Source organism: Kitasatospora sp. NPDC004723 (assembly GCF_040609255.1).
GTDB lineage: Bacteria > Actinomycetota > Actinomycetes > Streptomycetales > Streptomycetaceae > Kitasatospora.
Genome location: NZ_JBEXJT010000003.1, coordinates 185,213 through 208,615 on the forward strand (window position 1 = coordinate 185,213; position 23,403 = coordinate 208,615).

At 73.7% G+C, this 23,403-nt stretch carries 24 protein-coding genes and 1 tRNA gene; 15 read left to right on the top strand and 10 right to left on the bottom strand.

All coding sequences use genetic code 11. The annotated features are described in order from the left end of the window. Window positions 1-60: 60 nt before the first annotated feature. From ABZW10_RS05525 to ABZW10_RS05545, 5 genes are all read right to left on the bottom strand, one after another. Window positions 61-888, bottom strand: a complete 828-nt coding sequence (locus ABZW10_RS05525; protein WP_355360350.1) for an MBL fold metallo-hydrolase — start codon at window positions 886-888, stop codon at window positions 61-63. Then, entirely contained in the window at window positions 885-1,061 is a 177-nt protein-coding gene (locus ABZW10_RS05530) for a hypothetical protein (RefSeq protein ID WP_355360353.1), read from the bottom strand. The genes ABZW10_RS05525 and ABZW10_RS05530 overlap by 4 nt, the downstream gene beginning before the upstream one ends. Before the next feature lie 116 nt (window positions 1,062-1,177). After that, on the bottom strand, window positions 1,178-2,056 hold the full coding sequence (locus tag ABZW10_RS05535; RefSeq protein ID WP_355360356.1) for an NUDIX hydrolase: 879 nt from the start codon (window positions 2,054-2,056) through the stop codon (window positions 1,178-1,180). A 111-nt stretch (window positions 2,057-2,167) separates the two neighbouring features. Continuing rightward, window positions 2,168-2,638 (bottom strand): RidA family protein, encoded by a 471-nt coding sequence (locus ABZW10_RS05540; protein ID WP_355360359.1) that lies wholly within the window; start codon window positions 2,636-2,638, stop codon window positions 2,168-2,170. After that, complete coding sequence (locus tag ABZW10_RS05545; RefSeq protein WP_158845411.1) at window positions 2,635-2,793, bottom strand: DUF4177 domain-containing protein; 159 nt, start codon at window positions 2,791-2,793, stop codon at window positions 2,635-2,637. Before ABZW10_RS05545 ends, ABZW10_RS05540 begins: the two co-directional genes overlap by 4 nt. A 200-nt stretch (window positions 2,794-2,993) precedes the next feature. On the opposite strand from ABZW10_RS05545, the gene ABZW10_RS05550 reads away from it, so the two are divergent. Both ABZW10_RS05550 and ABZW10_RS05555 read left to right on the top strand, forming a co-directional pair. After that, the gene (locus ABZW10_RS05550; RefSeq protein WP_355360363.1) at window positions 2,994-4,076 is read left to right on the top strand and encodes an ArsA-related P-loop ATPase; all 1,083 of its coding nucleotides are present in this window, start codon (window positions 2,994-2,996) and stop codon (window positions 4,074-4,076) included. A 14-nt stretch (window positions 4,077-4,090) separates the two neighbouring features. Further along, window positions 4,091-5,278 (top strand): ArsA family ATPase, encoded by a 1,188-nt coding sequence (locus ABZW10_RS05555; RefSeq protein WP_355360918.1) that lies wholly within the window; start codon window positions 4,091-4,093, stop codon window positions 5,276-5,278. A gap of 67 nt (window positions 5,279-5,345) precedes the next feature. On the opposite strand, the gene ABZW10_RS05560 is transcribed toward ABZW10_RS05555, so the two are convergent. Then, window positions 5,346-5,669 (bottom strand): WhiB family transcriptional regulator, encoded by a 324-nt coding sequence (locus tag ABZW10_RS05560; RefSeq protein WP_344338874.1) that lies wholly within the window; start codon window positions 5,667-5,669, stop codon window positions 5,346-5,348. 423 nt (window positions 5,670-6,092) lie between these two features. Between ABZW10_RS05560 and ABZW10_RS05565 the strand changes: the two genes are divergently transcribed. Beyond that, window positions 6,093-8,435 (top strand): transglycosylase domain-containing protein, encoded by a 2,343-nt coding sequence (locus ABZW10_RS05565; RefSeq protein WP_355360367.1) that lies wholly within the window; start codon window positions 6,093-6,095, stop codon window positions 8,433-8,435. A gap of 100 nt (window positions 8,436-8,535) precedes the next feature. Here ABZW10_RS05565 and ABZW10_RS05570 read toward each other — a convergent pair whose 3' ends face one another. Beyond that, a complete protein-coding gene (locus ABZW10_RS05570) occupies window positions 8,536-8,991 on the bottom strand; it encodes a GatB/YqeY domain-containing protein (protein ID WP_355360370.1) in 456 nt (151 codons plus the stop codon). A 97-nt stretch (window positions 8,992-9,088) separates the two neighbouring features. Here ABZW10_RS05570 and ABZW10_RS05575 point away from each other — a divergent pair, with 97 nt between their 5' ends. The 3 genes from ABZW10_RS05575 (at window position 9,089) to ABZW10_RS05585 (ending at window position 10,915) form a co-directional block, all read left to right on the top strand. Next, entirely contained in the window at window positions 9,089-9,703 is a 615-nt protein-coding gene (locus ABZW10_RS05575) for a CGNR zinc finger domain-containing protein (protein WP_355360373.1), read from the top strand. A gap of 82 nt (window positions 9,704-9,785) precedes the next feature. Next, window positions 9,786-10,730 carry a metallophosphoesterase gene (locus tag ABZW10_RS05580; protein WP_355360376.1) on the top strand — a complete coding sequence of 315 codons (945 nt, stop codon included), beginning with the start codon at window positions 9,786-9,788 and terminating at the stop codon, window positions 10,728-10,730. Between the two features lie 111 nt (window positions 10,731-10,841). Next, window positions 10,842-10,915, top strand: a tRNA-Pro gene (locus ABZW10_RS05585). 113 nt (window positions 10,916-11,028) lie between these two features. Here ABZW10_RS05585 and ABZW10_RS05590 read toward each other — a convergent pair. Then, window positions 11,029-12,477 carry an amidase family protein gene (locus tag ABZW10_RS05590; RefSeq protein WP_355360379.1) on the bottom strand — a complete coding sequence of 483 codons (1,449 nt, stop codon included), beginning with the start codon at window positions 12,475-12,477 and terminating at the stop codon, window positions 11,029-11,031. A 97-nt stretch (window positions 12,478-12,574) separates the two neighbouring features. Between ABZW10_RS05590 and ABZW10_RS05595 the strand changes: the two genes are divergently transcribed. Continuing rightward, window positions 12,575-13,156, top strand: coding sequence for a TetR/AcrR family transcriptional regulator (locus ABZW10_RS05595; protein ID WP_355360382.1), 582 nt, complete (start codon window positions 12,575-12,577; stop codon window positions 13,154-13,156). A gap of 7 nt (window positions 13,157-13,163) precedes the next feature. Here ABZW10_RS05595 and ABZW10_RS05600 read toward each other — a convergent pair whose 3' ends face one another. Beyond that, window positions 13,164-14,072: a LysR family transcriptional regulator gene (locus ABZW10_RS05600; protein ID WP_355360385.1), complete on the bottom strand. Its 909-nt coding sequence runs from the start codon at window positions 14,070-14,072 to the stop codon at window positions 13,164-13,166. A 182-nt stretch (window positions 14,073-14,254) separates the two neighbouring features. After that, complete coding sequence (locus ABZW10_RS05605; protein WP_355360388.1) at window positions 14,255-15,343, bottom strand: ScbA/BarX family gamma-butyrolactone biosynthesis protein; 1,089 nt, start codon at window positions 15,341-15,343, stop codon at window positions 14,255-14,257. Between the two features lie 125 nt (window positions 15,344-15,468). Between ABZW10_RS05605 and ABZW10_RS05610 the strand changes: the two genes are divergently transcribed. From ABZW10_RS05610 to ABZW10_RS05645, 8 genes are all read left to right on the top strand, one after another. After that, complete coding sequence (locus ABZW10_RS05610) at window positions 15,469-16,098, top strand: ScbR family autoregulator-binding transcription factor (protein ID WP_355360391.1); 630 nt, start codon at window positions 15,469-15,471, stop codon at window positions 16,096-16,098. Continuing rightward, entirely contained in the window at window positions 16,095-17,261 is a 1,167-nt protein-coding gene (locus ABZW10_RS05615; RefSeq protein WP_355360394.1) for an NAD-dependent epimerase/dehydratase family protein, read from the top strand. The genes ABZW10_RS05610 and ABZW10_RS05615 overlap by 4 nt, the downstream gene beginning before the upstream one ends. 206 nt (window positions 17,262-17,467) lie before the next feature. Continuing rightward, window positions 17,468-18,190 carry a TetR family transcriptional regulator gene (locus ABZW10_RS05620; RefSeq protein ID WP_355360397.1) on the top strand — a complete coding sequence of 241 codons (723 nt, stop codon included), beginning with the start codon at window positions 17,468-17,470 and terminating at the stop codon, window positions 18,188-18,190. A gap of 219 nt (window positions 18,191-18,409) precedes the next feature. After that, complete coding sequence (locus ABZW10_RS05625; RefSeq protein WP_355360400.1) at window positions 18,410-19,582, top strand: transposase; 1,173 nt, start codon at window positions 18,410-18,412, stop codon at window positions 19,580-19,582. A gap of 223 nt (window positions 19,583-19,805) precedes the next feature. Further along, the gene (locus ABZW10_RS05630) at window positions 19,806-20,924 is read left to right on the top strand and encodes a transposase (protein WP_355360403.1); all 1,119 of its coding nucleotides are present in this window, start codon (window positions 19,806-19,808) and stop codon (window positions 20,922-20,924) included. A 66-nt stretch (window positions 20,925-20,990) separates the two neighbouring features. Further along, window positions 20,991-22,187: a sedoheptulose 7-phosphate cyclase gene (locus ABZW10_RS05635; protein ID WP_355360406.1), complete on the top strand. Its 1,197-nt coding sequence runs from the start codon at window positions 20,991-20,993 to the stop codon at window positions 22,185-22,187. Then, a complete protein-coding gene (locus tag ABZW10_RS05640; RefSeq protein WP_355360408.1) occupies window positions 22,180-23,010 on the top strand; it encodes a cupin domain-containing protein in 831 nt (276 codons plus the stop codon). The genes ABZW10_RS05635 and ABZW10_RS05640 overlap by 8 nt, the downstream gene beginning before the upstream one ends. After that, window positions 23,007-23,393, top strand: a complete 387-nt coding sequence (locus ABZW10_RS05645; protein WP_355360411.1) for a hypothetical protein — start codon at window positions 23,007-23,009, stop codon at window positions 23,391-23,393. Before ABZW10_RS05640 ends, ABZW10_RS05645 begins: the two co-directional genes overlap by 4 nt. The last annotated feature ends 10 nt before the right edge of the window (window positions 23,394-23,403 follow it).

The following is a 23,403-nucleotide window of genomic DNA, read 5'->3' on the forward strand; positions in this document are numbered from 1 at the left end:
CGCGCTGCCTGCGCGGCCTCATGCCCGCTCTCGCGCCGCCTCGGGCAGCCTGCCCGGCCGTCAGTCGGGGATCAGCCCGTGCTCCCGGAGGTACTGGAGCTGGGCGCGGACCGAGAGTTCGGCGGCCGGCCACAGCGCGCGGTCCACGTCCGCGTACACCCGGGCCACCACCTCGGCGGCCGTACGGCAGCCGGCCTCCACCGCCGTCTCCACCTGGGCGAGCCGGCCCGCCCGGTGCGCCAAGTAGTAGTCCACCGCGCCGAGCGCGTCCGCGAGCACCGGCCCGTGGCCGGGCAGCACCGTCCGCACGCCGTGCTCGGCGGCCATGGTGTGCAGGTGGCGCAGCGAGTCCAGGTAGTCGCCGAGCCGGCCGTCCGGGTGGGCGACCATCGTGGTGCCGCGGCCGAGCACGGTGTCGCCGGTCAGCACGGCGCCGTCGGCGGGCAGGTGGAAGGTCAGCGAGTCCGAGGTGTGGCCGGGCGTGCCGACCACCCGGAGGTCGAGCCCGCCGACGTCCAGGCGCTGGCCGTGCGTGAGGCCCTCGGAGCCGAGCCGGTGCGCCGGGTCCAGTGCGCGGACCTCGGTGCCGGTCAGCTCGGCGAACCGGGCCGCGCCCTCGGAGTGGTCGGCGTGCCCGTGGGTCAGCAGGGTGAGCGCCACCCGCTGGCCCCGCTGCTCGGCGGTCTCGATCACTCGGCGCAGGTGGCCCTCGTGCAGCGGGCCCGGGTCGATCACCACCGCGAGGTCCGAGCCCGGCTCGGAGAGCAGCCAGGTGTTGGTGCCGTCCAGCGTCATCGGGGACGGGTTCGGCGCCAGCACGCAGAGCGCACGGGGGGTGGCCTCGCCGCCGATCGCGGCGGCGGGGTCACCGGGCAGGAGTCCGCTCACCGGCCGCCCTCGCCGTCGCGATGCAGCAGGCGCAGCGGCAGTGTCCGGACGAGGGCGCGCTGGGCCGGCTCGGTGAAGCCGGCCTGGTCGGTGTCACAGGCCGGGGTGCGCGGGGTCAGGCTGCGGGCGGGCATCTCGGGTGCCGTCCGGCGAGCCACGTCGTTGTGGGTCATCGGGCGTCGGTCCTTTCCTCTTGCGGGGACTCGGGTGGAAGGGGACTCGGGTCGGAGCGAGCAGTGGTGGAAACGGGCGGTGCTGGAAGCGGACAGTACTGGACGGCGGCGCGCCGTCAGCCGACCCGCTCCTCGGGGAAGGTGCCGTCGATGGTCAGTTCGTCGTACCCCGGCCAACGGACGGTCAGCCGCTCCCCGCGCACCTCGGCGCGGCCGAGCACCGGCTCCAGCGAACGGCCTGCCGCCGCCGCCAGCGCCTCGGCGGCGCTGTGCACCGGCCGAAGTTCACGCAGCACGGTGACGGTCGGCGGCAGCATGCCGAACCGGCCCTCCTGGTAGCCGCGGACGGCCTCGTCCGGGGTGAGCCAGGCGACCCGGTCGGCCTCGCCGACCTCGCGGGCGGCGTCCTGCCCGGGCGGCAGGGCGGCGACGAAGAACCAGGTGTCGTAGCGGCGCTCCTCGAACGCCGGGGTGATCCAGCGCGCCCAGCCGGCCAGCAGGTCGCTGCGCAGCAGCAGGCCGTGGTCGCGCAGGAACTCGGCGAAGGAGAGCTCGTGGGCCTCCAGGGCGGCGCGCTCGGCGCTCCAGTCGCGCGGCTCGGCGACGCTCCCGGCGTCCGGGCCGGCCAGCAGGACGCCGGCCTCCTCGAAGGTCTCGCGGACCGCGGCGCAGACCACCGCCTGCGCGGTCGCGGCGTCCACCCCGAGCCGCTCGGCCCAGGCGCGCGGACCGGGGCCGGCCCAGCCGAGCTCCGCCTCGGCGTCCCGCCGGTCCACCCCGCCGCCCGGGTAGGCGTACATGCCGGCGGCGAACGCCATCGAGGTGCGGCGGCGCAGCAGGTAGGCCTCGGGGGCGGCGCCCGCAGCGGTGTCCCTGAGCAGCACCACGGTGGCGGACGGCTTCGGCACGGGCGGGGTCAGCTCACCCGCGTCGGCCGCCCGGATCCGGGCGGGCCAGCCGGGCGGCATCGGGAGCGTCGTTGCTCGCTGGTCCATGCCCGGATGCTAAGCGCCCGGGGGCGGGGTTGGACAGGGGTGATCCGTTGTCCGACCCCGCCCGGGAGGGTCCTCCGGTCCGGGTGCGTCCCGGGTGCGTCCCGGTGCGGCTCAGGCTCCGGTGCGGACCCGGACCTGCAGCTCGACCTCGACGGGGGCGTCCAGCGGCAGCACGGCGACGCCGACCGCGCTGCGGGCGTGCACACCGGCCTCGCCGAGGACCTGACCGAGCAGCTCGCTGGTGCCGTTGATCACACCGGGCTGGCCGGTGAAGTCGGGGGCGGAGGCGACGAAGCCGACCACCTTGACGACCTGCTCGACCAGGTCGAGGTCGCCGATCACCGACTTGACGGCGGCCAGCGCGTTCAGCGCGCAGATCTGCGCGAGCTCCTTGGCCTCCTCCGGGGTGACCTCGGCGCCGACCTTGCCGGTGTTCGGCAGCTTGCCGCCCACCATCGGCAGCTGGCCGGACGTGAAGACGAACTCACCGGTGCGCACGGCGGGGACGTAGGCGGCGACCGGGGCGGCCACCGGCGGCAGGGTCAGCCCCAGCTCGGCAAGCTTCTCCTCGACCTTGCTCATGCCCGCTTCTCCCGCTTGAAGTAGGCCACCAGCTGCTCCGGGTTCGGACCCGGTACGACCTGGACGAGCTCCCAGCCGTCCTCGCCGAAGTTGTCCAGGATCTGCTTCGTGGCGTGCACGAGCAGGGGTGCCGTCATGTATTCCCACTTGGTCATGGCCAGACTCTAGACGCTCCGTCCCGGCGGACCGGCACGGTTCGCGCCCGGGCGCGCTCCGGCGTGTGAAGTGGCCCACAAAGCGGGCATGATTCAGGCCCGGCCCCCGGGGTAGTCCCGGCATCCGGTGCGGTCCCTGGTTACCCTCGCGGAAGGGCACCCGTGTGGTGCCGGCCCTCGGAGACGGACGGAGACGGAGCGTGGCACGCACCCCCGGCCAGGCGGCCCGGCGCGATCCCGACTGGGAGGGCGTGCGGTTGCACGTGGTCAGCGGCAAGGGCGGTACCGGGAAGACCACGGTGGCCGCGGCCCTGGCGCTCGCGCTCGCCGCGCGGGGCCACCGGACGCTGCTGATCGAGGTGGAGGGCCGACAGGGCATCGCCGAGCTGTTCGGCATAGCGGCGCTGCCGTACGAGGAGCGCAGGATCGCCTCGGTCACCCCGGCCCAGCTGGGCCTGCCGCCGGCGCAGGACGGCACCGCGGCCGGCGGCGAGGTGCACGCCCTCGCCATCGACACCGAGCAGGCGCTGCTCGAGTACCTCGACATGTTCTACAAGCTCGGCCGGGCCGGGAAGGCGCTGCAGAAGGTCGGCTTCGTCGACTTCGCCACCACCATCGCCCCCGGCGTCCGGGACGTCCTGCTGACCGGCAAGGCCTGCGAGGCCGCCCGCCGCAAGGGCCCGGACGGCCGGCGGCGGTACGACGCGGTGGTGATGGACGCCCCGCCGACCGGGCGGATCACCCGCTTCCTGAACGTCAACTCCGAGGTGGCCGGGCTGGCCCGGATCGGGCCGATCCACAGCCAGGCGCAGGCCGTGATGCGGGTGCTGAAGTCGCCGGAGACCGCCGTGCACCTGGTCACCCTGCTGGAGGAGATGCCGGTCCAGGAGACCGTGGACGGCATCGCCGAGCTGCGCGAGTCCGGGCTGCCGGTGGGCGGGGTGCTGGTCAACATGGTCCGCCCGCCGGTGCTGGACGCGGCGGCGGTGGCCGCGGTGGACGGCGACCACCGCGAGGAGGTCGCGCTGGCCCTCGGCGAGGCGGGCCTCGGCGGCCGCTCGCGCAAGCCGGAGACCGTCCGGGCGGCGGTCGAGCCACTGCTCGACCCGCTGCTGGAGCAGGCCAGGGAGCACGCCGAGCGGGTGGAGCTGGAGCGGGCGCGCCGCGCCGACCTGCAGCAGCTGAAGCTCCCGACGTACGAACTTCCGCTGCTGGGCGAGGGTGTGGACCTCGGCGGGCTCTACCGGCTGGCGGGCGAACTGAAGCGTCAGGGGGCAGCGTGAGCGGGCGCAACGACGTGAGCGGGCGGAACAACGTGAGCGGCGGCGGTACGGGCAGCGGCAACCGGCTCGCGGTGGACGGGCTGATCGACGACCCGAAGACCCGGATCATCGTCTGCTGCGGCTCCGGCGGCGTCGGCAAGACCACCACCGCGGCGGCGATCGGCCTGCGGGCCGCCGAGCGCGGCCGCAAGGTCGTCGTGCTGACCATCGACCCGGCCCGCCGGCTGGCGCAGTCGATGGGGCTGACCGAGCTCGACAACACTCCGCGGATCGTCAAGGGCGTCGGCGGCGACGGCGAGCTGCAGGCCATGATGCTCGACATGAAGCGGACCTTCGACGAGGTCGTGCTGGCCCACGCCGAGCCCGAGCGGGCCCGCGCGATCATGGAGAACCCCTTCTACCAGTCCCTGTCGGCCGGCTTCGCGGGCACCCAGGAGTACATGGCGATGGAGAAGCTCGGCCAGCTGCGGGCGGCCGAGGAGTGGGACCTCATCGTCGTCGACACCCCGCCGTCGCGCTCCGCGCTGGACTTCCTGGACGCGCCCAACCGGCTCGGCTCGTTCCTGGACGGCAAGGTGATCCGGATCCTGACCGCACCGGCCAAGGTCGGCGGCCGGTCCGCGATGAAGTTCCTGAACGCCGGGATGGGCCTGCTCACCGGCACCCTCGGCAAGATCTTCGGCGCCCAGCTGCTGACCGACGTGCAGACCTTCGTCAGCGCGATGGACTCGATGTTCGGCGGCTTCCGCGAGCGCGCCGACCGCACGTACCAGCTGCTCCAGGCGCCGGGCACGGCGTTCCTGGTGGTGGCCGCGCCGGAGCGGGACGCGCTGCGCGAGGCGGCGTACTTCGTGGACCGGCTAGCCGCCGACCGGATGCCGCTGGCCGGGCTGGTGCTCAACCGGGTGCACGGAACGGGCGCGCCGCAGCTCACCGCCGAACGGGCGCTGGCCGCGGCGGAGGCGCTGGAGGAGAACGGTTCGGAGCACGCCTCGCCGGAGGCCGAAGTGCTCGCGGCCGGACTGCTGCGACTGCACGCCGAGCGGATGCAGGTGATGGTGCGCGAGCGCCGGACCCGCGACCGCTTCGTCTCGGTCTACCCGGACGTGCCGATCGTCGAGGTCGCGGCGCTGCCCGGGGACGTCCACGACCTGGACGGACTACGGGCGATCGGCGAACGGCTCAGCGGCTCCGCCGACTGACCACCGTCCGCGCCGCGGTCCGGCCCGGGCCCCCCAGCCCGGGCTGACCGACCGTTCCTCCGGGGGCTCAGCCCGCCTGGGCGTAGTCCGTCAGTATCACGCCGGTGGCCAGCGAGGCCTCGTACTCGGTGCGCGCCGTCTCCAGCAGCCGCCGCCACGAGATCACGGTCGGCCGACGGCGCAGCAGCGCCCGGCGCTCGCGCTCGGTCATCCCGCCCCAGACCCCGAACTCCACCCGGTTGTCCAGCGCGTCCGCCAGGCACTCCGTGCGCACGGGGCACCCGCTGCACACCGCCTTGGCGCGGTTCTGCGCCGCCCCCTGGACGAACAGTTCGTCCGGATCACTCGTGCGGCAGGCGGCCTGCGCACTCCAGTCGTCTACCCAGCCCATGCTGGCGCCGTCCTCTCCCGAATCGAGGCTCCCCCACGGCGGCAACGGCATATTCACCGTTGCCAGTTGAGGACGTTACGGAAGAACGACAGCTTGCAACAGCCCCTTCGGGCTCAATCTCGAATGACCCGATTGGACTATGGGTGGCGATCAGCTCACTCGTTGGAGTGACCGCAGGTCGCAAGCCTTGCCAGGACCACGGGCGCCACTCTCGCCACGCGGGTCGTCACGCAGTGCTACCGGACACAGGGGTGCAGCGGGCGACAGCTGCCCCAAAAGCACACCAGGATCGGGCAATTCGGGCAATTCTCATCACTCACAAGAGTGATCGATGCTGACGCAGCGAAGCTGTCGCAAGCTTGTGACAAGCCTAGGCGAACACCTGCCCCGGTGGGTGGCATTCGGCAACGTAGGGTTCTCCCCATGGCACCGAAGCGCCCCCAGGCATCCCCGCCCCCCGGCAACCCCGGAGCTCCGCGCGGCAAGCGCCGCGGGTCACCGCTGGACTACGCGGGACACGGAGTGAAGTTCCTGGGGGTCAGTGTGCTCTCCGGCGTCCTGCTCGCCGGCATGGCCCTGCCCGCCGTCGGCGCGCTCGGACTGACCGCCAAGAACACGGCCGAGGGCTTCTCCAACATCTCGGACGACTTCAAGACCCCGCCGCTCACCCAGGCGACGCAGATCTTCGACGCCAAGGGCGGGCTGATCGCCAAGGTCTACGAGCGCGACCGCACCGTCCTCACCGCCGACCAGATGTCGCCGTACATGCGGCAGGCCCAGGTCGACATCGAGGACGCCCGCTTCTACGAGCACGGCGCCGTCGACCTCAAGGGCGTGCTGCGCGCGATCAGCAAGAACGCGGAGAGCGGCACCGCTTCCCAGGGCGCCTCGACGCTGACCCAGCAGTACGTGAAGAACGTCAACGTCGAGAAGGCCGGCGACGACCAGGCCGCCGTCCTGGAGGCCCAGCGCAAGACCCTGGGCCGCAAGATCCAGGAACTGAAGGTCGCGATCAAGCTGGAGGAGGACCTGACCAAGGACCAGATCCTCACCAACTACCTCAACATCACCTTCTACGGTCACCAGGCGTACGGCATCGAGGCCGCGTCCCAGCGCTACTTCAGCAAGTCCAACAAGGACCTCAGCATCGCCGAGGCCGCCACCCTGGCCGGCCTGGTGCAGAACCCGTCCCAGTACGACCCGGTGCGCTTCCCCGACAACGCCGTGAAGCGGCGCAACGTCGTGATCGACAAGATGGTCGAGAACAAGCACATCACCGCGGACCAGGCCAAGGAGGCCAAGGCCGCCCCGCTCGGCCTGAAGTACAAGGACCCGCAGAACGGCTGCATCACCGCCCAGGCGGGCATGGGCTTCTTCTGCGACTACGTCCGGCACGTGGTCAAGCAGGATCCGGTGTTCGGCAAGAACGCCGCCGAGCGCAAGAAGTTCTGGGACCAGGGCGGTCTGAACATCTACACCACCCTCGACCCGGACAAGCAGGCCGCCGCCCAGAACGCGGTCACCAGCAAGGTCAAGGTCACCGACCCGGTCTCGGCCGCCACGACCATGATGGAGCCGGGGACCGGCAAGATCCTGGCGATGGCCCAGACCCGCCCGTACGGCCTGGAGCCGGCCAAGAACCAGACCGTCGTCAACCTGAACGTCGACGCGGCGATGGGCGGCGGCAACGGCTTCCAGCCCGGTTCGACGTTCAAGCCGATCATCGCCGCGGCCGCGCTCGAGAACGGGATGTCGCCCACCAAGGCGTACCCGTCCGAGAACCGCATCGAGTGGCCGACGATGAAGACCTGCGAAGGCACCTGGAAGAACACCTACAAGGGCAACGAGCGGTACGTCCCGAACGAGAGCAAGAGCGAGGTCGGCCCCTACGAGCTCAAGCAGGCGATGGCCCTCTCGGTCAACACCTACTTCGTTCAGATGGAGCAGGAGATGGGCCTCTGCCCCGTCAAGCAGATGCTCGACAAGCTCAGCATCACCACCACCGCCTCCGGCGCCAAGCTGGAGATCGTGCCCTCGATCACCCTGGGCACCAAGGAGATGTCGCCGCTGACCATGGCGAACGTCTACGCGACCTTCGCCGCCCGCGGCAAGCACTGCACGCCGATCGCGATCAACAAGATCACCACGGTCGACGGCAAGGACGTCAACGTCCCGCAGACCAGCTGCACCCAGGCCTTCTCCGAGCAGACCGCCGACGCGATGAACAGCGTCCTGCTCAACGTGACCGAGAAGGGCACCGGTGCCTCGCTCGGTCTGGAGGACGGCCGGCAGATCGCCGGCAAGACCGGCACCACCGACAAGAAGAAGGCCGCCTGGTTCAGCGGCTACACCCCGCAGCTGGCCACCGCGGTCTGGATCGGCGGCCCGACCGGCGGCGTCGAGATGAAGAACATGAAGATCGGCGACACCTACTACGGCGCCGACGGCGTCTTCGGTGCCACCGGTCCCGGCCCGATCTGGAAGATGGCCATGGACGGCGCGCTGAAGGGCTCCCCCAAGGAGTCGCTGCCGACCATCGACATCCCGGACCCGGCCCCCAAGCCGGACCCGAACGCCACCCCCGGCGCCACCGCCCCGGCCAACCCCGCCAACCCGGCCGACCCGAACGCGGGCGGCAACCCGCCGCCGGCCCCGAACCCGGGCGACCCCGGCACCAACGCGGGCGGCATGATCGGCGGCGGCTTCACCTTCCCGCCGGGCGTCATCGGCGGGAACGGGAACGGCAACGGCAACGGCCACCGCTGAGCGGGCACCCGGTGGACGACGAGGGGCGCCCCCGAGCGATCGGCTCGGGGGGCGCCCCTTTCTCTTTCTCTTCTCTTCGTCGTCCTGCGGCGTGCCGTGCTCAGCCGGCGAGGGCCGCCTTCACCGCGGCGGCCACCCGGCCGCCCTCGGCCAGGCCCTCGACCTTCGGCCGCACCAGCTTCATCACGGCGCCCATGCCCTGCGGCCCGCTCGCCCCGCTCTCCGCGACGGCGGCGGCCACGATCGCCGAGAGCTCCTCGTCGGACAGCTGCTTGGGCAGGTAGCCGGCCAGCACCTCGCCCTCGGCCCGCTCCCGGGCGGCCTGCTCGGTCCGGCCGGCGTTGTCGAAGGCCGTGGCGGCCTCCCGGCGCTTCTTCGCCTCCCGGCCGAGGACCTTCAGCACCTCGTCGTCGGAGAGCTCGCGCTTCTCCTCCCCCGCCACCTCCTCGCTGGTGACGGCGGCCAGCGTGAGCCGGATGGTGGACGAGCGCAGCTCGTCCCGGTTCCTGATGGCAGCCGTGAGGTCCTCCTGCAGCTGCGCCTTGAGCGTCGTCATGGCCCCGAGTCTCCCACCTGCGGCGTTCCACCGCCCACCATTAACCCGCTGATCCCGCCGTCCCCGGCCACCCCTCGCCACTCTTTAAAGTGGTTACATGACCGACGAGCGATCCCCCGGCATGGTCCTGCACTCCCCCGGCGGAACGCGGTTCCACTTCGACCCCGGCACGCTCTGCCTGGAACTGCTGCCCACCGGCGGCCCCGGCCCCTACGCCCGGTACGAGATCCTGCACCGGCCCGCCGACCTGGCCGACTGGGCCGGACGCTCCCGGCTGGCCGTACCGCCCGGCGCCGTCCGGATCACCGACGACCAGCTCACCGCCGTCCGCGCCCTGCGGGACGCCCTCTGGCAGCTCACCGCGGCCCGCGCCACCCACGGCCCGGACGCCGGGGACCCCACCGACTACGCCCTGCTCAACCGGGCCGCCGCCCGGCCCCCGCTCGCCCCGCAGATCGCCCCGGACGGCACCGCGGCGCCGCCGCTGCCCGGCGACGGCGACCAGCTCGCCTCCACCGTCGCCCGCGACGCCATCGCCCTGTTCACCGGCCCGTACGCGGAGCGGATCCGCGAGTGCGGCGCCGACAACTGCCAGCTGCTCTTCGTCGACACCTCGCGGCCCGGGCGGCGGCGCTGGTGCTCGATGGAGCGCTGCGGCAACCGCCACAAGGTGCGGGCCCTGCGCGCCCGGCGCGACCGGGACGGGGAGTGACCCGCCGGCCGCCGCCCGATCCGTTCCCCCCTGTGCGCACCGGCAGTTCACCTGCTGATCCGCCGTCTGAGAGCATGGAACGATGCGACCGCTGTACTCCGTTCCCCTCGGAATCGCCGCCACCGGCGCCGCCTGCCTCGCCTACTCCGTTGGGTACGAGGTCCGTTCCTTCCGCCTCCGCCGGGTCGAGGTCCCGGTCCTCCCCCGAGGCGCCCGACCCATCCGGGTACTGCAGGTCTCCGACATCCACATGGTGAGCAACCAGGGCAGGAAGCAGCGCTGGCTGCAGAGCCTCGCCGGCCTGCGCCCCGACCTGGTGGTCAACACCGGCGACAACCTCTCCGACCCGCTCGGCGTCCCGGCCGTCCTGGACGCGCTCGGGCCGCTGATGGAGTTCCCCGGCGTCTACGTCTTCGGGTCCAACGACTACTACGGTCCCGCCCGCAAGAACCCGGCCCGCTACCTCCAGGCCATGCGCAGCGGCGTCCACGGCATGAACAACCCCGACGGCACCGCCGCACGCGGTATCAGCGGCGCCGTGCACAACCCGTGGGAGAAGCTGCGCGACGCCTTCGACGCGGCCGGCTGGCTCGATCTCACCAACACCCGGGGCCGCCTCACCGTCGGCGGCCTGGACCTGGAGTTCACCGGCCTGGACGACCCGCACATCCGGCGCGACCGCTACAGCGAGGTCAGCGGCGGCCCCTCCGCCGACGCCGACCTCTCCCTCGCCGTCGTGCACGCCCCCTACCTGCGCGTCCTCGACGCCTTCACCGCCGACCGCTACCCGCTGATCCTCGCCGGCCACACCCACGGCGGCCAGCTCTGCGTCCCCTTCTACGGCGCCCTGGTCACCAACTGCGACCTCGACGCCAAGCGGGTCAAGGGCCTCTCCACCCACCAGGCCGGCGGCAGCCGCTCCTACCTCCACGTCTCGGCCGGATGCGGCACCAACCGCTACACCCCCGTCCGCTTCGCCTGCCCGCCCGAGGCCACCCTCCTCACCCTCACCCCGACCCCCCACTGACCCCCGCCTCCCCCTCCACCCCGCTCGCCGAGATACCGGATTTCGTCTCTCGGCGAGCGTCCGGTAGAGTTCTACTCGTCGCGAAGGAGACGGAGCGACAAACAGAAAGACCGGGGTGTGGCGCAGCTTGGTAGCGCGCTTCGTTCGGGACGAAGAGGCCGTGGGTTCAAATCCCGCCACCCCGACCCAATGCAGAGGCTCTGCCGGAGAAATCCGGCAGAGCCTCTGTCGTTTTGCGTGTGCGGCCGGGTGACCGGGCCTCAAGGGCTCGGCCGCCGGCGGGGCGTGGTGGCTCGGGTCACACGGGGAGGGTTCGTTCGGGGCGGGGGGTGATGGGGGTGAGTGGGGGGAGGTGGGATTCGAGGGTGTGGGCGGCGTAGAGGGCGAGGTCCTCGCGGTAGGGGCGGGTGATGAGCTGGACGGCGGTGGGGTGGCCGAGGGTGAGGCCGGTGGGGACGGTGACGGCGGGGACACCGGCGAGGCTGGTGGCGGTGCAGAGGCCCATGGCGGTGGCGACGCGGTCGCGGGAGGCGGGGTCGCGGGATTCGAGGCCGGGGGCGGGGATGGGGTCGGTGTAGACGGGGGCGAGGAGGAGGGGGAAGTCGGCGAGGAATTCGGCCCAGGCGCGGCGGATGGTGAGCCAGGTGCCCATCAGGGTCATGAACTCGGCGGAGGTGGCCGGCGGGGTGCGGTCCATGACGGGTGCGAGGTAGCGGTCGCCGCCGGGGCCGAGGAGGGGGCGGACGGACGGCCAGGTGGGGGCGAACTCGGTGATGGTGAGCAGGTCGTAGGCGGCGAGGGTCTCGTCGAGGCGGGGGACGTCGGGGACCTCCTGGACGTCGTAGCCGGCGTCGGCGAGGACGGCGGCGGCGGTGGCGACGGCGGCGCGGGCGGTGGGGTGGACGCCGTGGCCGCCGGGGTCGGCGACCACCGCGACCTTGACGGGGCCGGGCAGTGGTTCGCCGTCCAGGGGGGCGGGGACGGCCCGCGGGTCGCGCGGGTCGGTGCCGGCGAGGAGTTCGAAGGCGAGCCGGAGGTCGGCGACGCTGCGGGCGAACGGGCCGTCGACGACCAGGAACTGGGAGGCCGGGCCGGGGTCGGCGGGGCCGAGGATGCGGTGGTCGGCGGGGAACCGGCCGTAGCTCGGCTTGAGGCCGGCCACGCCGCAGAAGGCGGCCGGGACGCGGATGGAGCCGCCCGAGTCGTTGCCGAGGCCGAGGGCGGCCATGCCGGTGGCGACGGCGACCGCGTCGCCGCCGCTGGTGCCGCCCGGGGTGACGGTCGGGTCCCAGGGGTTGACGGTGTCGCCGAAGAGTTCGCTGCGGCTGTGCATCCCGGACAGGACCAGGGTGGGGAGGTTGCTGTGGCCGATCGGGATCGCGCCGGCGGCGCGGAGGCGGGCGACCGGGGGCGCGTCGGCGTCGGCGACCAGGTCGCGGAAGCGCGGAACGCCGAAGGTGGTCGGGACGCCCTCGATCGCGGTGGTCTCCTTCACCGTGAACGGCACGCCGGCCAGCGGGCCGAGCGGTTCGCCGGCGGCGCGGCGGCGGTCGGTGTCGGCCGCCTGGGCGCGGGCGCGGTCGGCGAGCAGCTGGGTGATCGCGTTGACCTGGGGGTTCACCTCGGCGATCCGGTCGAGGTGGGCGTCGATGAGCTCGCCGGCGGAGATCTCGCCGGTGCGGACGGCGTGGGCCTGGGCTGAGGCGGTGAGGGACCAGGGGAGTGCGGAGGGATCGGTGTCGGACATGGCTGCGCTCCTGGGGAGGGGACGTAGTGATGCAGGTGCATCGGAAGCGTAGTGTGTGAACCGATACGAACGCATCGGATTAAGTGGGGAGCAGGGCGTGCCCAGGCAGGTGGATCTGGCGGAGCGGCGGCGGGTGATCGCCGAGGCGGTCTGCCGACTCGCCGACGAGAGCGGTCTGGAGGGCGTCACGCTGCGGGACGTCGCCGAGCGGGCGGGGCTCTCGATGGGGGCCGTCCAGCGGTGCTTCCGCACCAAGGAGGAGATGCTGGTCCACGCGCTCCGGCACATCGGCGGGCGGATCGAGCGCCGGGTGCGGGAGCGGCTGGGCGCCGGCCCGGCGCAGTCCTCGGCCAGTGCGGTCGGCTACGCGGCGGAGGAGCTGGCGCTGCTGCGGGCGGAGCACCGCAGCGAGGCGCGGGTCTGGCTGGCGTTCCTGGCGCAGGCGGCGGTGAGCGAGGCGCTGGCCGGGCCGCTGCGGGCGGGGTACGCGGCGTCGGAGGAGCTGTTCCTCGGACTGCTGGCCGAGGCGGGTGTCGCGCCGGAGGTGCGGGAGGTCGAGGTCCGGACCCTGCTGGCGCTGGTGGACGGGCTGACCGCGCACGTGCTGGTCGGACAGCTGACGGAGAGCCGGGCGGCCGAGGTGTTGCACGCGCACCTGGAGCGGCTCTGGCGGGGCTGAACGGCGGTCAGCGCGCGGTGGCGGCAGCGGCGTGGAGGACGTCGCGGACGGCCGGCACGGCCTCGCGGTCGGCGCGCCAGACCAGGCGGAGGCGGAGCGCGGGGACGAGAACGGCGGCGGGGACGGCGGCGGGGACGGCGGGGGCGACGGCGGGGGCGACGGCGGGGGCGAGCCGGCGCAGGGTGCCGGCGGCCAGTTGCTCGTGGACGGCGGACTCGGGGAGCAGGGCCATGCCGAGGCCGCGCTCGGCGCAGGCCCGGGTGGCGGCGACGTCGCCGGTGTGCAGGCGTTCCACCTCGGGGCCGAAGAGCCGGTCACCGGCGAGGCGGAAGGAGCAGGCCGTCGTGTTCACCAGCAGGCGCTGACCCGGGTCGGGGGACCCGGGCGCGGCGACCAGGGCGAGGGGGACGTCCTCCAGGTCGAGGTGGGCCAGCGGGACCGGAGGCGGGACGAAGCCGAGTTCGCCGAGCGGGCCGGCGGTGTCCAGCAGCAGCGCGGCGTCCAGGCCGCCCGCCGCGACACCGTGCAGCAGGCCGTCCCGGTCCGCGTCGGTGTGCAGGGCGACGTCCAGCTCCGGATGGTGCCCGGTGAGCCGGGCGAGCACCCGGGGCGCGTGGGTGGCGGCGACCGTCTCCAGGGTGCCGAGCCGCAGGACCGTGCGGGCGGCGGTGACCTCGCGGCGGGCCTGGTCGGCCTGGTCCAGCAACCGGCGGGCCCAGGGCAGCAGCCGGCGCCCGGCCGGGGTCGGCGTCATCGCCCGCGGCGAGCGTTCGAACAGGGCGGTGCCGAGCGAGCGTTCCAGGGTGCGGAGTTGCTCGGCGACGGAGGACGGCGCGAGGCCGAGGGCCGCGGCGGCGTCGGTGACGGTGCGGTGGACGACGACCGCCTCGAAGGTGCGGAGCTGTCTGAGTTCCATGCGCGGTCCGGCCCCCCTGGTGTCCTGCGCGGGGGTCCAGGGTACGGCGGCCCCGTGTGCGCGGCGGCCGGGAGGCCTGCCGGGTGGACCGACGGGAAGGCCGGGGAGAGGGTCGGGAGGCGGGGAGGGCCGGGGCCCGCCGGCAGGGGGTACCGGCAGGCCCGGGCCTCGCTGATCGCCGGTCAGCCCGTGGTGAGCGGCGCCACCGTGACGATGATCGAGCAGGACGGGTCGCCCGCGCCCTGCTGCAGGACCACCCCGACGCGGTCCCGGCGGGCGGGGTCGCGCGGCAGCTGGGTCACCTCGACCAGGCAGGGCTCGTCCAGCTCGACGTAGCGGCTGAAGTCGCACTCCATGGCGACGGCCATCACCGGCGCCTGGTGGTGCAGCGCCTGCGCGGCCTGCCGGGCGGCGTCCAGCAGCAGCGAGCCGGGCACGTGGTCGACCGGGTGGTCGAAGTGCACCGGGTGGTGGGTGTCGACCCGCAGCTGCCAGCGCCGGGCCCGGTCGGTGGCGGAGAGCGCCACCTCCTGCGGCACGGCGCGGCCGGCCCGGGCGACCGGGATCGGCGCGGGCAGCGGGACGGCGCGGGCCATCATCTCGGCGGGGTCGCCCTTGTCGGCGCGCAGCCGCCGGTAGATCGCCGGGGTCTGGACGGTGAAGCGGGTCTGCGCGGTGGCGATCGGCTCGCCGTCGCGGCTGACCACGTAGGCGAGCGTCAGCGCGGCCACCCGGTTGCCGCGGCGGACCACGTCCTGGCAGACGGCGTCGATCTGCACCTCGTCGTGGGCGTCGCCGGCGCGCCGGACGCGGGCGGCGCCGCTGTCGGCGGCGCCGCGCTGGCGCGGGACCGTGTCGTGCGCGCCGGCCCACAGGCCGCCCGGGATGAGCGCGTAGCCGAAGTGGTCCCAGATCAGCTGGTGGCCGACCGGGACGCCGAAGGCCGCGTGCGAGAGCAGCGGGAAGGTCTGACGGACCGTCTCCACCAGGAGCATCGGGTCGTGGTAGCCGTTGCGGACGCCGTAGGCGCGGTGGTCGCGCGGCCACCGCGCGGTGATCCGGTAGGAGTCCTCGGCCAGCTGCTCCCAGCCGGTCAGCAGGACCTCCTCGGCGGCCCGCTTGTGCACGTACTCCTGGGGCACGGCGGTCGGCGCGACGGCCGGGCCGTCGGTGCCGTCGGTGCGGCCGTCGGCCGGTGCGGCGGCCGACGCGCCGGTCATGGCTTCGTCAAGCGAGGTGGAGACGGTGGTGCTGTGGTCTGTGCGAAACATGGATGCACTCCCCCAGAGTGGCCACAGGCAAGGTGAAAGATCGGCGCTCCGGTGTGTACGCCGGGCCCCATGGCGAATAACATAGAGGTCGTTCTTTTTGTTTGTCGAGACGTTTGGAGTTACTCGTGGCAAGAGCCAAGCAGGAACGAGCCGTACGCACCCGCGAGACCATCCTGAGGGCCGCCGCGCAGATCTTCGACGAGTACGGCTTCAGCGGTTCCAGCGTCAGCAAGATCATCAACCAGGCGGGGACCACCCAGGGGGCGATGTACTTCCACTTCAAGTCCAAGGAGGACCTCGCCAAGGCGGTCATCGACGAGCAGGCCTCCGACCTGGAACTGCCGGGGCAGCCGACAGGACTGCGCCAGCTGATCCGGATCACCCTCTACCTGGCCGACGAGCTGCAGGAGAACGTGCTGCTGCGCGCCGGTGTGACCCTCGCCGTCGAGCAGGGGCAGCTCGGACTGCGCGACTTCAGCCCGTACGAGATGTGGGCCGAGCAGTTCCGCGCCGAGCTGGACGCCGCCCGGCGGGCCGGCGAACTGCTCGACGACCTCGCACTGGAGGAGCTCGCCCAGGTACTGGTCGCGGCGTACACCGGCTCGCAGATCATGTCCCACCTGCGCACCGGGCGGGCCGACCTGCCGGAGCGGATCGTCCAGCTGTGGTGGTTCCTGCTGCCCGGCATCGCACCCGCGCCGGTGGTCGCCGAACTGCGCGCGTACGTCCTGGAGTACGGGAAGCAGCCGGCATGAACGAGGTACGGGGGACACGGGGGAAGAACGACGGACGGGCGGGCACCGACGGGCCCACCGTCCTGCTGACCGGGGCGGGCGGCTTCATCGGCTCCGCCGTCCTGGCCGCGCTGCGTGCGCTGCCGGGGGTCGGCGAGGTCCGGGCGCTCACCCGCTCGGCGGCGCCGGCCGGGACCGTCCCGGTCGCGGCGGACCTCGCCGACCCGGCGACGCTGCGCGGCGCGGCGGACGGCGCGGACGTGCTGATCCACCTCGCCGCGCTGGTCGCCGGCCCGGAGCCGGAGTGCGCCGCGGTCAATGTGCACGGCACCCGGGCGCTGCTGGCCGAGGCCGGGCGGGCCGGGGTCGGCCGGATCGTCCACCTCTCCACCTCCGCGGTCTACGGTGCCGGTCCGCACCGGGGCCTCGGGGTGGACGAGGTGGCGCCCGCGCCGGTCTCGGCGGCCAGCCGCACGCGGCTGACCGGCGAACGGGCGGCACTGGAGGCCGGGGCGGTGGTGCTGCGCGCCCCGCTGGTGCTCGGTGCGGGCGACCGCTGGGTGGTGCCCTGCCTGGCGGACCTGCTCCGCCGGGTACCGGCGCGCTGGGACGGCGGCGGGGCACTGCTCTCGCTGGTCGACGTGACCGACCTGGCCCGGCTGATCGCGGACCTCGCGCTCGCCCCGGAGCCGTCGGCGGCCACGCCCGGGGTGCACCACGCCGGGCATCCCGAACCCGTCACCGTCGCACGGCTGTTGGCGGCACTCGCGGAGCACGGCGTACTTCCGCCGGCACCCGGGACCGACTGGCCGTGGGACCGCTGCGCCGCCGAGCTCGACAGGGTCCCCGGGGTGTACGGTGAGCGGCAGCTCGATCTGATGGCCCGTCACCACTGGTACCGCAGCGAGGAGATCTGGCGACTGACCGGCACCGACCCCGGCCCCGGGCCGCTGCGCCGGCTCGCCGGGGCCGCGCCCTGGTACCGCGCCCACCTCGCCGGGGAACCCGCCGCGGCGCCCGCCGCGACTCCCCGGGCGACGCCCGCCGCGACGCCCGAGGCGACTCCCGAGGCGACTCCCGCGGATGCCCCGACCTCCGCCCGCTTGCGGGCATTTGCGAAGGAAATGCCAAAGCCGCCCGAGGATCCCAGGGATGCCGTGCGTATGCATCGCGCCGAGGCGTAACGTCGGAGCGTCACCGTACCGGTACTCACCGGCACGCCCCGACCGTGCGAAGGAGCCACGCCGACCATGTGGTTCGTCCCCCCTCACTCCCCGGCCGACCCGCTCGCAGCCTGTCCCGACGTCCCCCGCCCCCGCCGATCGGGAGCGGACACGGGCGTCGGCACCTGTACGCACCGAGGCCCCACCGGCCGGGCGGGCGGTGCGCGATGAAGCAGGAACGCGCCCAGCAGACCCACCGGGCGCTCCTGCACGCGGCCGCCACCGAGTTCGACCGGCACGGCTACGCGGGCACCTCACTGGCCCGGGTCAGCCAGACCGCCGGGGTCACCATGGGGGCGCTCACCTTCCACTTCCCGTCCAAGGCCGCACTGGCCGACGCGGTGCGCACCGAGGCCGCCGCGCTCACCCGGGCAGCGGTCGCCCGAGCCTCCGGGCCGGACGGGCGACGCGACACGGGTGTCGTGGAGTTGCTCGACACGCTCACCCGCCTGCTGGACGAGGAGCCGAGCGTACGGGCAGCCGCCCGGCTCACCTGGGAGCAGCCGGAGTCGGCCGGCAACTGGCACGCGGGCTGGAGCCCGGACCTGCGTGACCGGCTGGCCCGTGAACGGTCCACCGCCCCCGCGGCCGATCCCCGCGAGGACGTCTACCCGTTCACCCCGGGCCCCGGCCGCGGCCCCGGCGACGCGACCGGCAACAACACGAACACCGCCGGCGGCGCCGCCAGGGCCCGCGACCTCGCCGGCCTCGACAGCACGGACCTGGAGACGCTGGCCCACTGCCTGGTGGTCGGCTCGGAGGCCCTGCGGCGCGGAATCGTCACCCTGGACGGCGACGACCCGGCCGCCCGGGCGGAGGTCCGGCAGCGCCTCGGACGCCTCTGGCGCCGCGCGGTGACCGGTCCGCCCGCCCCGGGCGTACGCTGCTGACCTGCCAGGACACGCCCTCACCCGAGGTCAACCCACCGCCCGCACCGGCCGTTTGACGCCGGTGCGGGCGGTGCCGCGTTCTCCGGCCACCGGGCACCAGGACTTGCCAAAACCGGTCCAGGGCCCGCACGGGACTCAAAAACAAAGAGATCGTTCGCTATTCTTTTGGGGACGGCATCTCAAGGCATCTCACGGCACCACCGATCCCGGGGAGCTCACATGGACGCTCAACCCCTGTCACCGGCCGGCGAAGCCGCGGTCTCCCGGTTCGCCGAGCAGGTCTTCGCCCACCTGACCCGGATAGACCAGCGCCGCTGGGCCCGCTCCTACCTGCACGGACTGCTCGCGGCTCCCGGCCGCAAGTCCCTGTCGAACATGGCGGCGAGCCTGGCGACCGGGCCGACGGCGACCACCGCCTCGCTCTCGCTCCAGCAGTTCATCAACGGCAGTCCCTGGGACTGGCGCCCGGCCCGCCGGGTGCTGGCCCGGCTGGCCGCCGGCGACCGCCCGGTCCGCGCCTGGACGGCCACCCTGGCGGTCATCCCCAAGCGCGGCGACCAGGCGGTGGGCGTCCACCGCCGGTTCGTCCCGGACGCCGGGCGCACCGTCAAGTGCCAGGCCGCGCCCGGACTGTTCGTCGCCACCGACCGGGACGCCGTCCCGGTGGACTGGTCGCTGCTGCTCGACCCGAGCTGGACGGACGACCCGAAGCGCCGCACCCGCGCCCGGATCCCCGACGGCCTCGCCCCGTTCTCGGCCGGCGAGCTGCTGCTCGGGATGGTCGACCGGCTCACCGGCCTCCTCCCGATCGCGCCGCTGGTCGCCGACCTCGGCGTGGCGGACGAGCCGCTGCGGCTGGCCGGCGCGCTGGCCCGGCGGGGCGTCCCGTACCTGCTGGAGGTCCGCGGCGGCCAGGCCGTCCGGCCGGTGCTGCAGGCCGCCACGGGCCGGCCCGGACGGCTCCAGCAGGGCACCGTGACGGCCGAGGCGCTGTTCCCGCGCCGCCGGCCGCGGACGCCGGGGGCCCCGCAGCCGGTGCTGCGCGGCACTCCCGTCCTGCTGCCCGGCCCGCTCGGCGCATCCGGTCCGCAGGGCTCGTCCGTGCACCGGCTCTGGGCGCACGGCGGCGGCCCCGGACAGCCGCGGCGGTACTGGCTCACCAACCTGGCCGAGGACGCGCCCGGCGTGCTCGCGCTGCTGGACGCCGGCGCGGCCACCCGGACCACCGTGGACCGGCTCGGTTCGGACTTCGGCCTGCTGGACTTCTCCGGCCGCTCGTTCACCGGCTGGCACCACCACATGACGCTGGTCTCGGCCGCGTACTCGCTCGGCCGAAACCTGCCCGGACGCACCCCGGAAATCATCCGGGAAAGCCTCCGCAATTCCGCCTGACAATGGCTCGGGCGACTTGCCGAAGACGTCCGAATCGCATTGACCGAAATACCCGCCGCGGCGGATGATTCCAGTGTCGGAAAATTCACCGGAGAACCCACCGCAACACCCGCCGGTGAATTCACCGAAAGCACCACCAGAAGCACCACCGAAAGCACCACCGGAAGCACCACCGCGCGAACCACCGGAAAGCCCGGCGCAACCCGGAGAGGAGGTGAGCACCATGAGCACGGCAGCCGCCGCGGACCCCCTGGTCGACACGTTCCCGGAAATTCTCGGCGAGCAGCTCTTCGCCTCGTTCGACCGGGCCGACTACCGGATCAAGGCCGAGGAATACCTGCGCGGCCTGCTCGGCACGGCCGGCCGGAAGTCCATCAGCAACATCGCCCGGACGCTCGGCGACCCGGGGGCGGTCCAGCGGCTGCACCACTTCATCCGCAACTCCCCCTGGGCCTGGGCGCCGGTCCGGGAGGCCCTGGCCGCCCGGCTGGTCGAGGCGTGCACCCCCCGCGCCTGGCTGGTCCGGCCGATGTTCATCCCGAAGTCCGGCACCCGCTCGGTCGGCGTCGGACGCCGGTTCGTCCCCGAGCTGGGCCAGCTGGCCGGGGCCCAGCGGGCCGTCGGCCTCTGGTACCTGGCCCCGCGGCTCAACGCCCCGGTCGACTGGCAGCTCCAGCTGACGGACCCGCCCCACCGGGCCGTCCCGCCGGAGCCGCACACGCCGCCCGGGGCGGGCGCGAGCTGTGCCACCGGGGACTCCCTGGACCGGCAGGCCGCGCTGCTCGGACCGCTCGCGGACCGGCTGCCGGCCACCGCCGCGGCCACCCTGATCTGGGACGGCTGCCCGGCCGAACCGGGCGGGCTGTTCGCGGCCGGCCGGGAGCTCGGCCTGCGGGTGGCCGTCCGGGTCGACCCGACGACCCGGCTCACGCCGGTCACGGCCCCCACCCGTGACCGCGGCCGGGCCCTGCCCGCCTACCAGCTGTTCGCCTCCGCCGGCGCCCGCCGGCTGGCCGGCACCTCCGGCCCGCCCGGGGTCGAGGCACACGTGGTCCGGGTCGCCCTGCCGGGCACCCCGGCCGAACTGCTCCTCTACGCGGAGTCCGGGACGCGCCCCACCGCGTTCTCCGGATTCTGGCTGACCGATTCCGGACCGGACCGGGCCGCCGAATTCCCCCGGCTCTTCCGGCTGGCCGGCGGCGTCGAGGAGGACCGCACCGTCATCGGTGAACGGGTCGGCCTGCGCGATTTCGAAGGGCGTTCCTTCGAGGGCTGGCACCGGCACATGACGCTCGCCTCCGCGGCCTATGCCGCGGTGGCGCTCGGACGCCACCCCGTCTGATCACCACCCCCTGCACCGCCACCACCGCACCGTGAATTCACCCATGCCTCCACAAGGGAAAAGGACATGCTTGTCTTCGAGAATTACCCGAGCGGTCTCACCTACAGCCGGTCCTCGGACTCCTGGCGGGTGCGCGCGGTCAAGCCCGTCGAGTACGAGGTGCGCGTCTGCAACGGCGTCTTCGACCCGGCCAGTACCGCCCTGATCGAGCAGACGGCCGGAGCCGAGGGCGGCAACCGCCGCTTCGTGGTCATCGACGCCGAGGTCGACCGCCTGCACGGCGAGCGGATCCGCCGCTACTTCGAGCACCACGGCGTCGACTACTTCCTCCAGGTGGTCCGCGCCGACGAGACGCTCAAGGAGTTCGAGACCGCCTCCGACATCGTGGTCGCGCTGGACTCCTTCGGCCTCGACCGCCGGCGCGAGCCGATCATCGTGATCGGCGGCGGCGTCCTCATGGACATCGTCTGCCTGGTGGCCAACCTCTACCGCCGCGGCACCCCGGTGGTGCGCGTGCCCACCACGCTGATCGGCCTGGTCGACGCGGGCGTCGGGGTGAAGACCGGCGTCAACTTCAACGGCCACAAGAACCGCCTGGGCACCTACTTCGCCCCGGTGCTCACCCTGCTCGACCGTTCCTTCCTCGCCACCGTCGACCGCCGGCACATCGCCAACGGCATGGGCGAGATCCTCAAGATGGCCCTGATCAAGGACGCCCGGCTGTTCGAGCTGCTGGAGCAGCACGGCCCGGCGCTGATCGAGCGGAAGTTCCAGGACGACGCGCTCGGCGGCGACCCGGCCGGCGAGGTCCTGCGCCGCGCCATCCACGGCATGCTGGAGGAGCTCCAGCCGAACCTGTGGGAGGCGGAGCTGGAGCGGATCGTCGACTACGGCCACACCTTCTCCCCCACCCTGGAGATGCGCGCGCTGCCCGCCCTGCTGCACGGCGAGGCGGTCACCGTCGACATGGCGCTCACCACCCTGATCGGCTGGCGCCGCGGCCTGGTCGACCTGGAGCAGCGCGACCGGATCCTCGCCGTGATGCGCGCGCTCGAACTGCCCAGCTGGAACGAGCTGCTGGACGCCGATCTGCTCGACGCGGCGCTCCAGGACACCGTCCGCCACCGCGACGGCCAGCAGCGCCTGCCGCTGCCGGCCGGCATCGGCGACGCGGTCTTCGTCAACGACGTGACCCGCGACGAGCTCGCCGTCGCCGTCGAGGACCTCCGGGTGCTCAACGCCCGGGAGCTCAGCCGTGTCTGACGCCGCACCGACCGGCGGCCTGCTGGTCGCGGACACCCGGGACGCCTCCGAGATCCACGGTGTGCACGGCGCCCCCGGCCTCACCTACTGGAAGGCGCTCGCCAGCCGGCAGCACCTGGAGGCCGAGGTCGAGGCGATCGAGGTCGCCCGGATCCCGCCCGGCGGCCTGAGCGGCGAGCACCGCCACACCCGCACCGAGGAGATCTACTTCATCCTCCGCGGCCACGGCGAGTTCCTGGTGAACGGCGAGGTGCGGCCGGCCCGTCCCGGCTCCCTCCTGCTGACCGGGATCGGCACCGTGCACGGCCTGCGCAACACCGGCGCCCCCGCGGGCGTCACCGACCCCGGCTTCGGCAGCGCCCCCGAGGGGCACCTGGAGTGGCTGGTCATCGAGATGCCGGCCCCGGCCACCTCCGAGGTGCTGCACGGACTGGCCCCCGACGCCCCGACCGCCGAGTTGATCGAGAGGAAGAACGAGACGATGCGGCTGCACGATCTGCGGGAGGAGAAGGCGGTCGACCCGGCCGGCGTCTTCACCGGTCCGCTGCGCCTGGTGGAGATCCGGGAGCTGGCCGGCGGCGCCGGGGCCGCGTTCGGCGCGCACACCGCCGAGCACACCGTCTTCGTGCTCACCGGCTCCGGCACGGCCGTGGCCGGCGACACCGAGGTGGAGCTCACGGCCGGCACCGCGATCACCCTGCCGTTCGGCGCGGACGCGGTGATCACGGCCGGTGCGGACGGTCTGGAGTTCTTCCACGCCGAACTCGCGGTGCCGGCGCGGGGCACGTCCGGGCAGAACGCGGCCGGGCGGGCCGCCCGATGATCGTCAGCCGCGCGCTCCGGCCGGTGGACTGCGACCCGGCGGCGGCCGGCCCCGAGCGGCGGACCTGGTCCTGCCTGGCCCGCCGGGGCATGCTGCACAGCGAGACGGAGACCTTCGACCTCTGGCGGCTGCCGCCCGGCGAGCGCCTGGTCCACGAGGTCCGGGACGGGGTCGAGGAGGCCCTGTTCATCCTCTCCGGCACCGGCACCGCCACCCGCGGCCCCGACGAACTGCCGCTCTCCGAGGGCTCGTTGCTACTCGCCCGGCACGACTCCGAGGTCACCGTGACGGCCGGCCCCGAGGGCCTGCGCCTGCTCAGCACCCGCGTCCTGCCGCGCGCGCTGAGCACCGCCCTCCCGGCCCGCGTCCCCCAGCTCGACTGACCACCCGGCA

Coding starts and splice junctions, on each gene's coding strand:
- ABZW10_RS05530 (WP_355360353.1), bottom strand. CDS start 1,061: ATGACCCACAACGACGTGGCTCGCCGGACGGCACCCGAGATGCCCGCC.
- ABZW10_RS05535 (WP_355360356.1), bottom strand. CDS start 2,056: ATGGACCAGCGAGCAACGACGCTCCCGATGCCGCCCGGCTGGCCCGCC.
- ABZW10_RS05540 (WP_355360359.1), bottom strand. CDS start 2,638: ATGAGCAAGGTCGAGGAGAAGCTTGCCGAGCTGGGGCTGACCCTGCCG.
- ABZW10_RS05545 (WP_158845411.1), bottom strand. CDS start 2,793: ATGACCAAGTGGGAATACATGACGGCACCCCTGCTCGTGCACGCCACG.
- ABZW10_RS05560 (WP_344338874.1), bottom strand. CDS start 5,669: ATGGGCTGGGTAGACGACTGGAGTGCGCAGGCCGCCTGCCGCACGAGT.
- ABZW10_RS05565 (WP_355360367.1), top strand. CDS start 6,093: ATGGCACCGAAGCGCCCCCAGGCATCCCCGCCCCCCGGCAACCCCGGA.
- ABZW10_RS05570 (WP_355360370.1), bottom strand. CDS start 8,991: ATGACGACGCTCAAGGCGCAGCTGCAGGAGGACCTCACGGCTGCCATC.
- ABZW10_RS05575 (WP_355360373.1), top strand. CDS start 9,089: ATGACCGACGAGCGATCCCCCGGCATGGTCCTGCACTCCCCCGGCGGA.
- ABZW10_RS05580 (WP_355360376.1), top strand. CDS start 9,786: ATGCGACCGCTGTACTCCGTTCCCCTCGGAATCGCCGCCACCGGCGCC.
- ABZW10_RS05590 (WP_355360379.1), bottom strand. CDS start 12,477: ATGTCCGACACCGATCCCTCCGCACTCCCCTGGTCCCTCACCGCCTCA.
- ABZW10_RS05600 (WP_355360385.1), bottom strand. CDS start 14,072: ATGGAACTCAGACAGCTCCGCACCTTCGAGGCGGTCGTCGTCCACCGC.
- ABZW10_RS05605 (WP_355360388.1), bottom strand. CDS start 15,343: ATGTTTCGCACAGACCACAGCACCACCGTCTCCACCTCGCTTGACGAA.
- ABZW10_RS05615 (WP_355360394.1), top strand. CDS start 16,095: ATGAACGAGGTACGGGGGACACGGGGGAAGAACGACGGACGGGCGGGC.
- ABZW10_RS05620 (WP_355360397.1), top strand. CDS start 17,468: ATGAAGCAGGAACGCGCCCAGCAGACCCACCGGGCGCTCCTGCACGCG.
- ABZW10_RS05625 (WP_355360400.1), top strand. CDS start 18,410: ATGGACGCTCAACCCCTGTCACCGGCCGGCGAAGCCGCGGTCTCCCGG.
- ABZW10_RS05630 (WP_355360403.1), top strand. CDS start 19,806: ATGAGCACGGCAGCCGCCGCGGACCCCCTGGTCGACACGTTCCCGGAA.
- ABZW10_RS05635 (WP_355360406.1), top strand. CDS start 20,991: ATGCTTGTCTTCGAGAATTACCCGAGCGGTCTCACCTACAGCCGGTCC.
- ABZW10_RS05645 (WP_355360411.1), top strand. CDS start 23,007: ATGATCGTCAGCCGCGCGCTCCGGCCGGTGGACTGCGACCCGGCGGCG.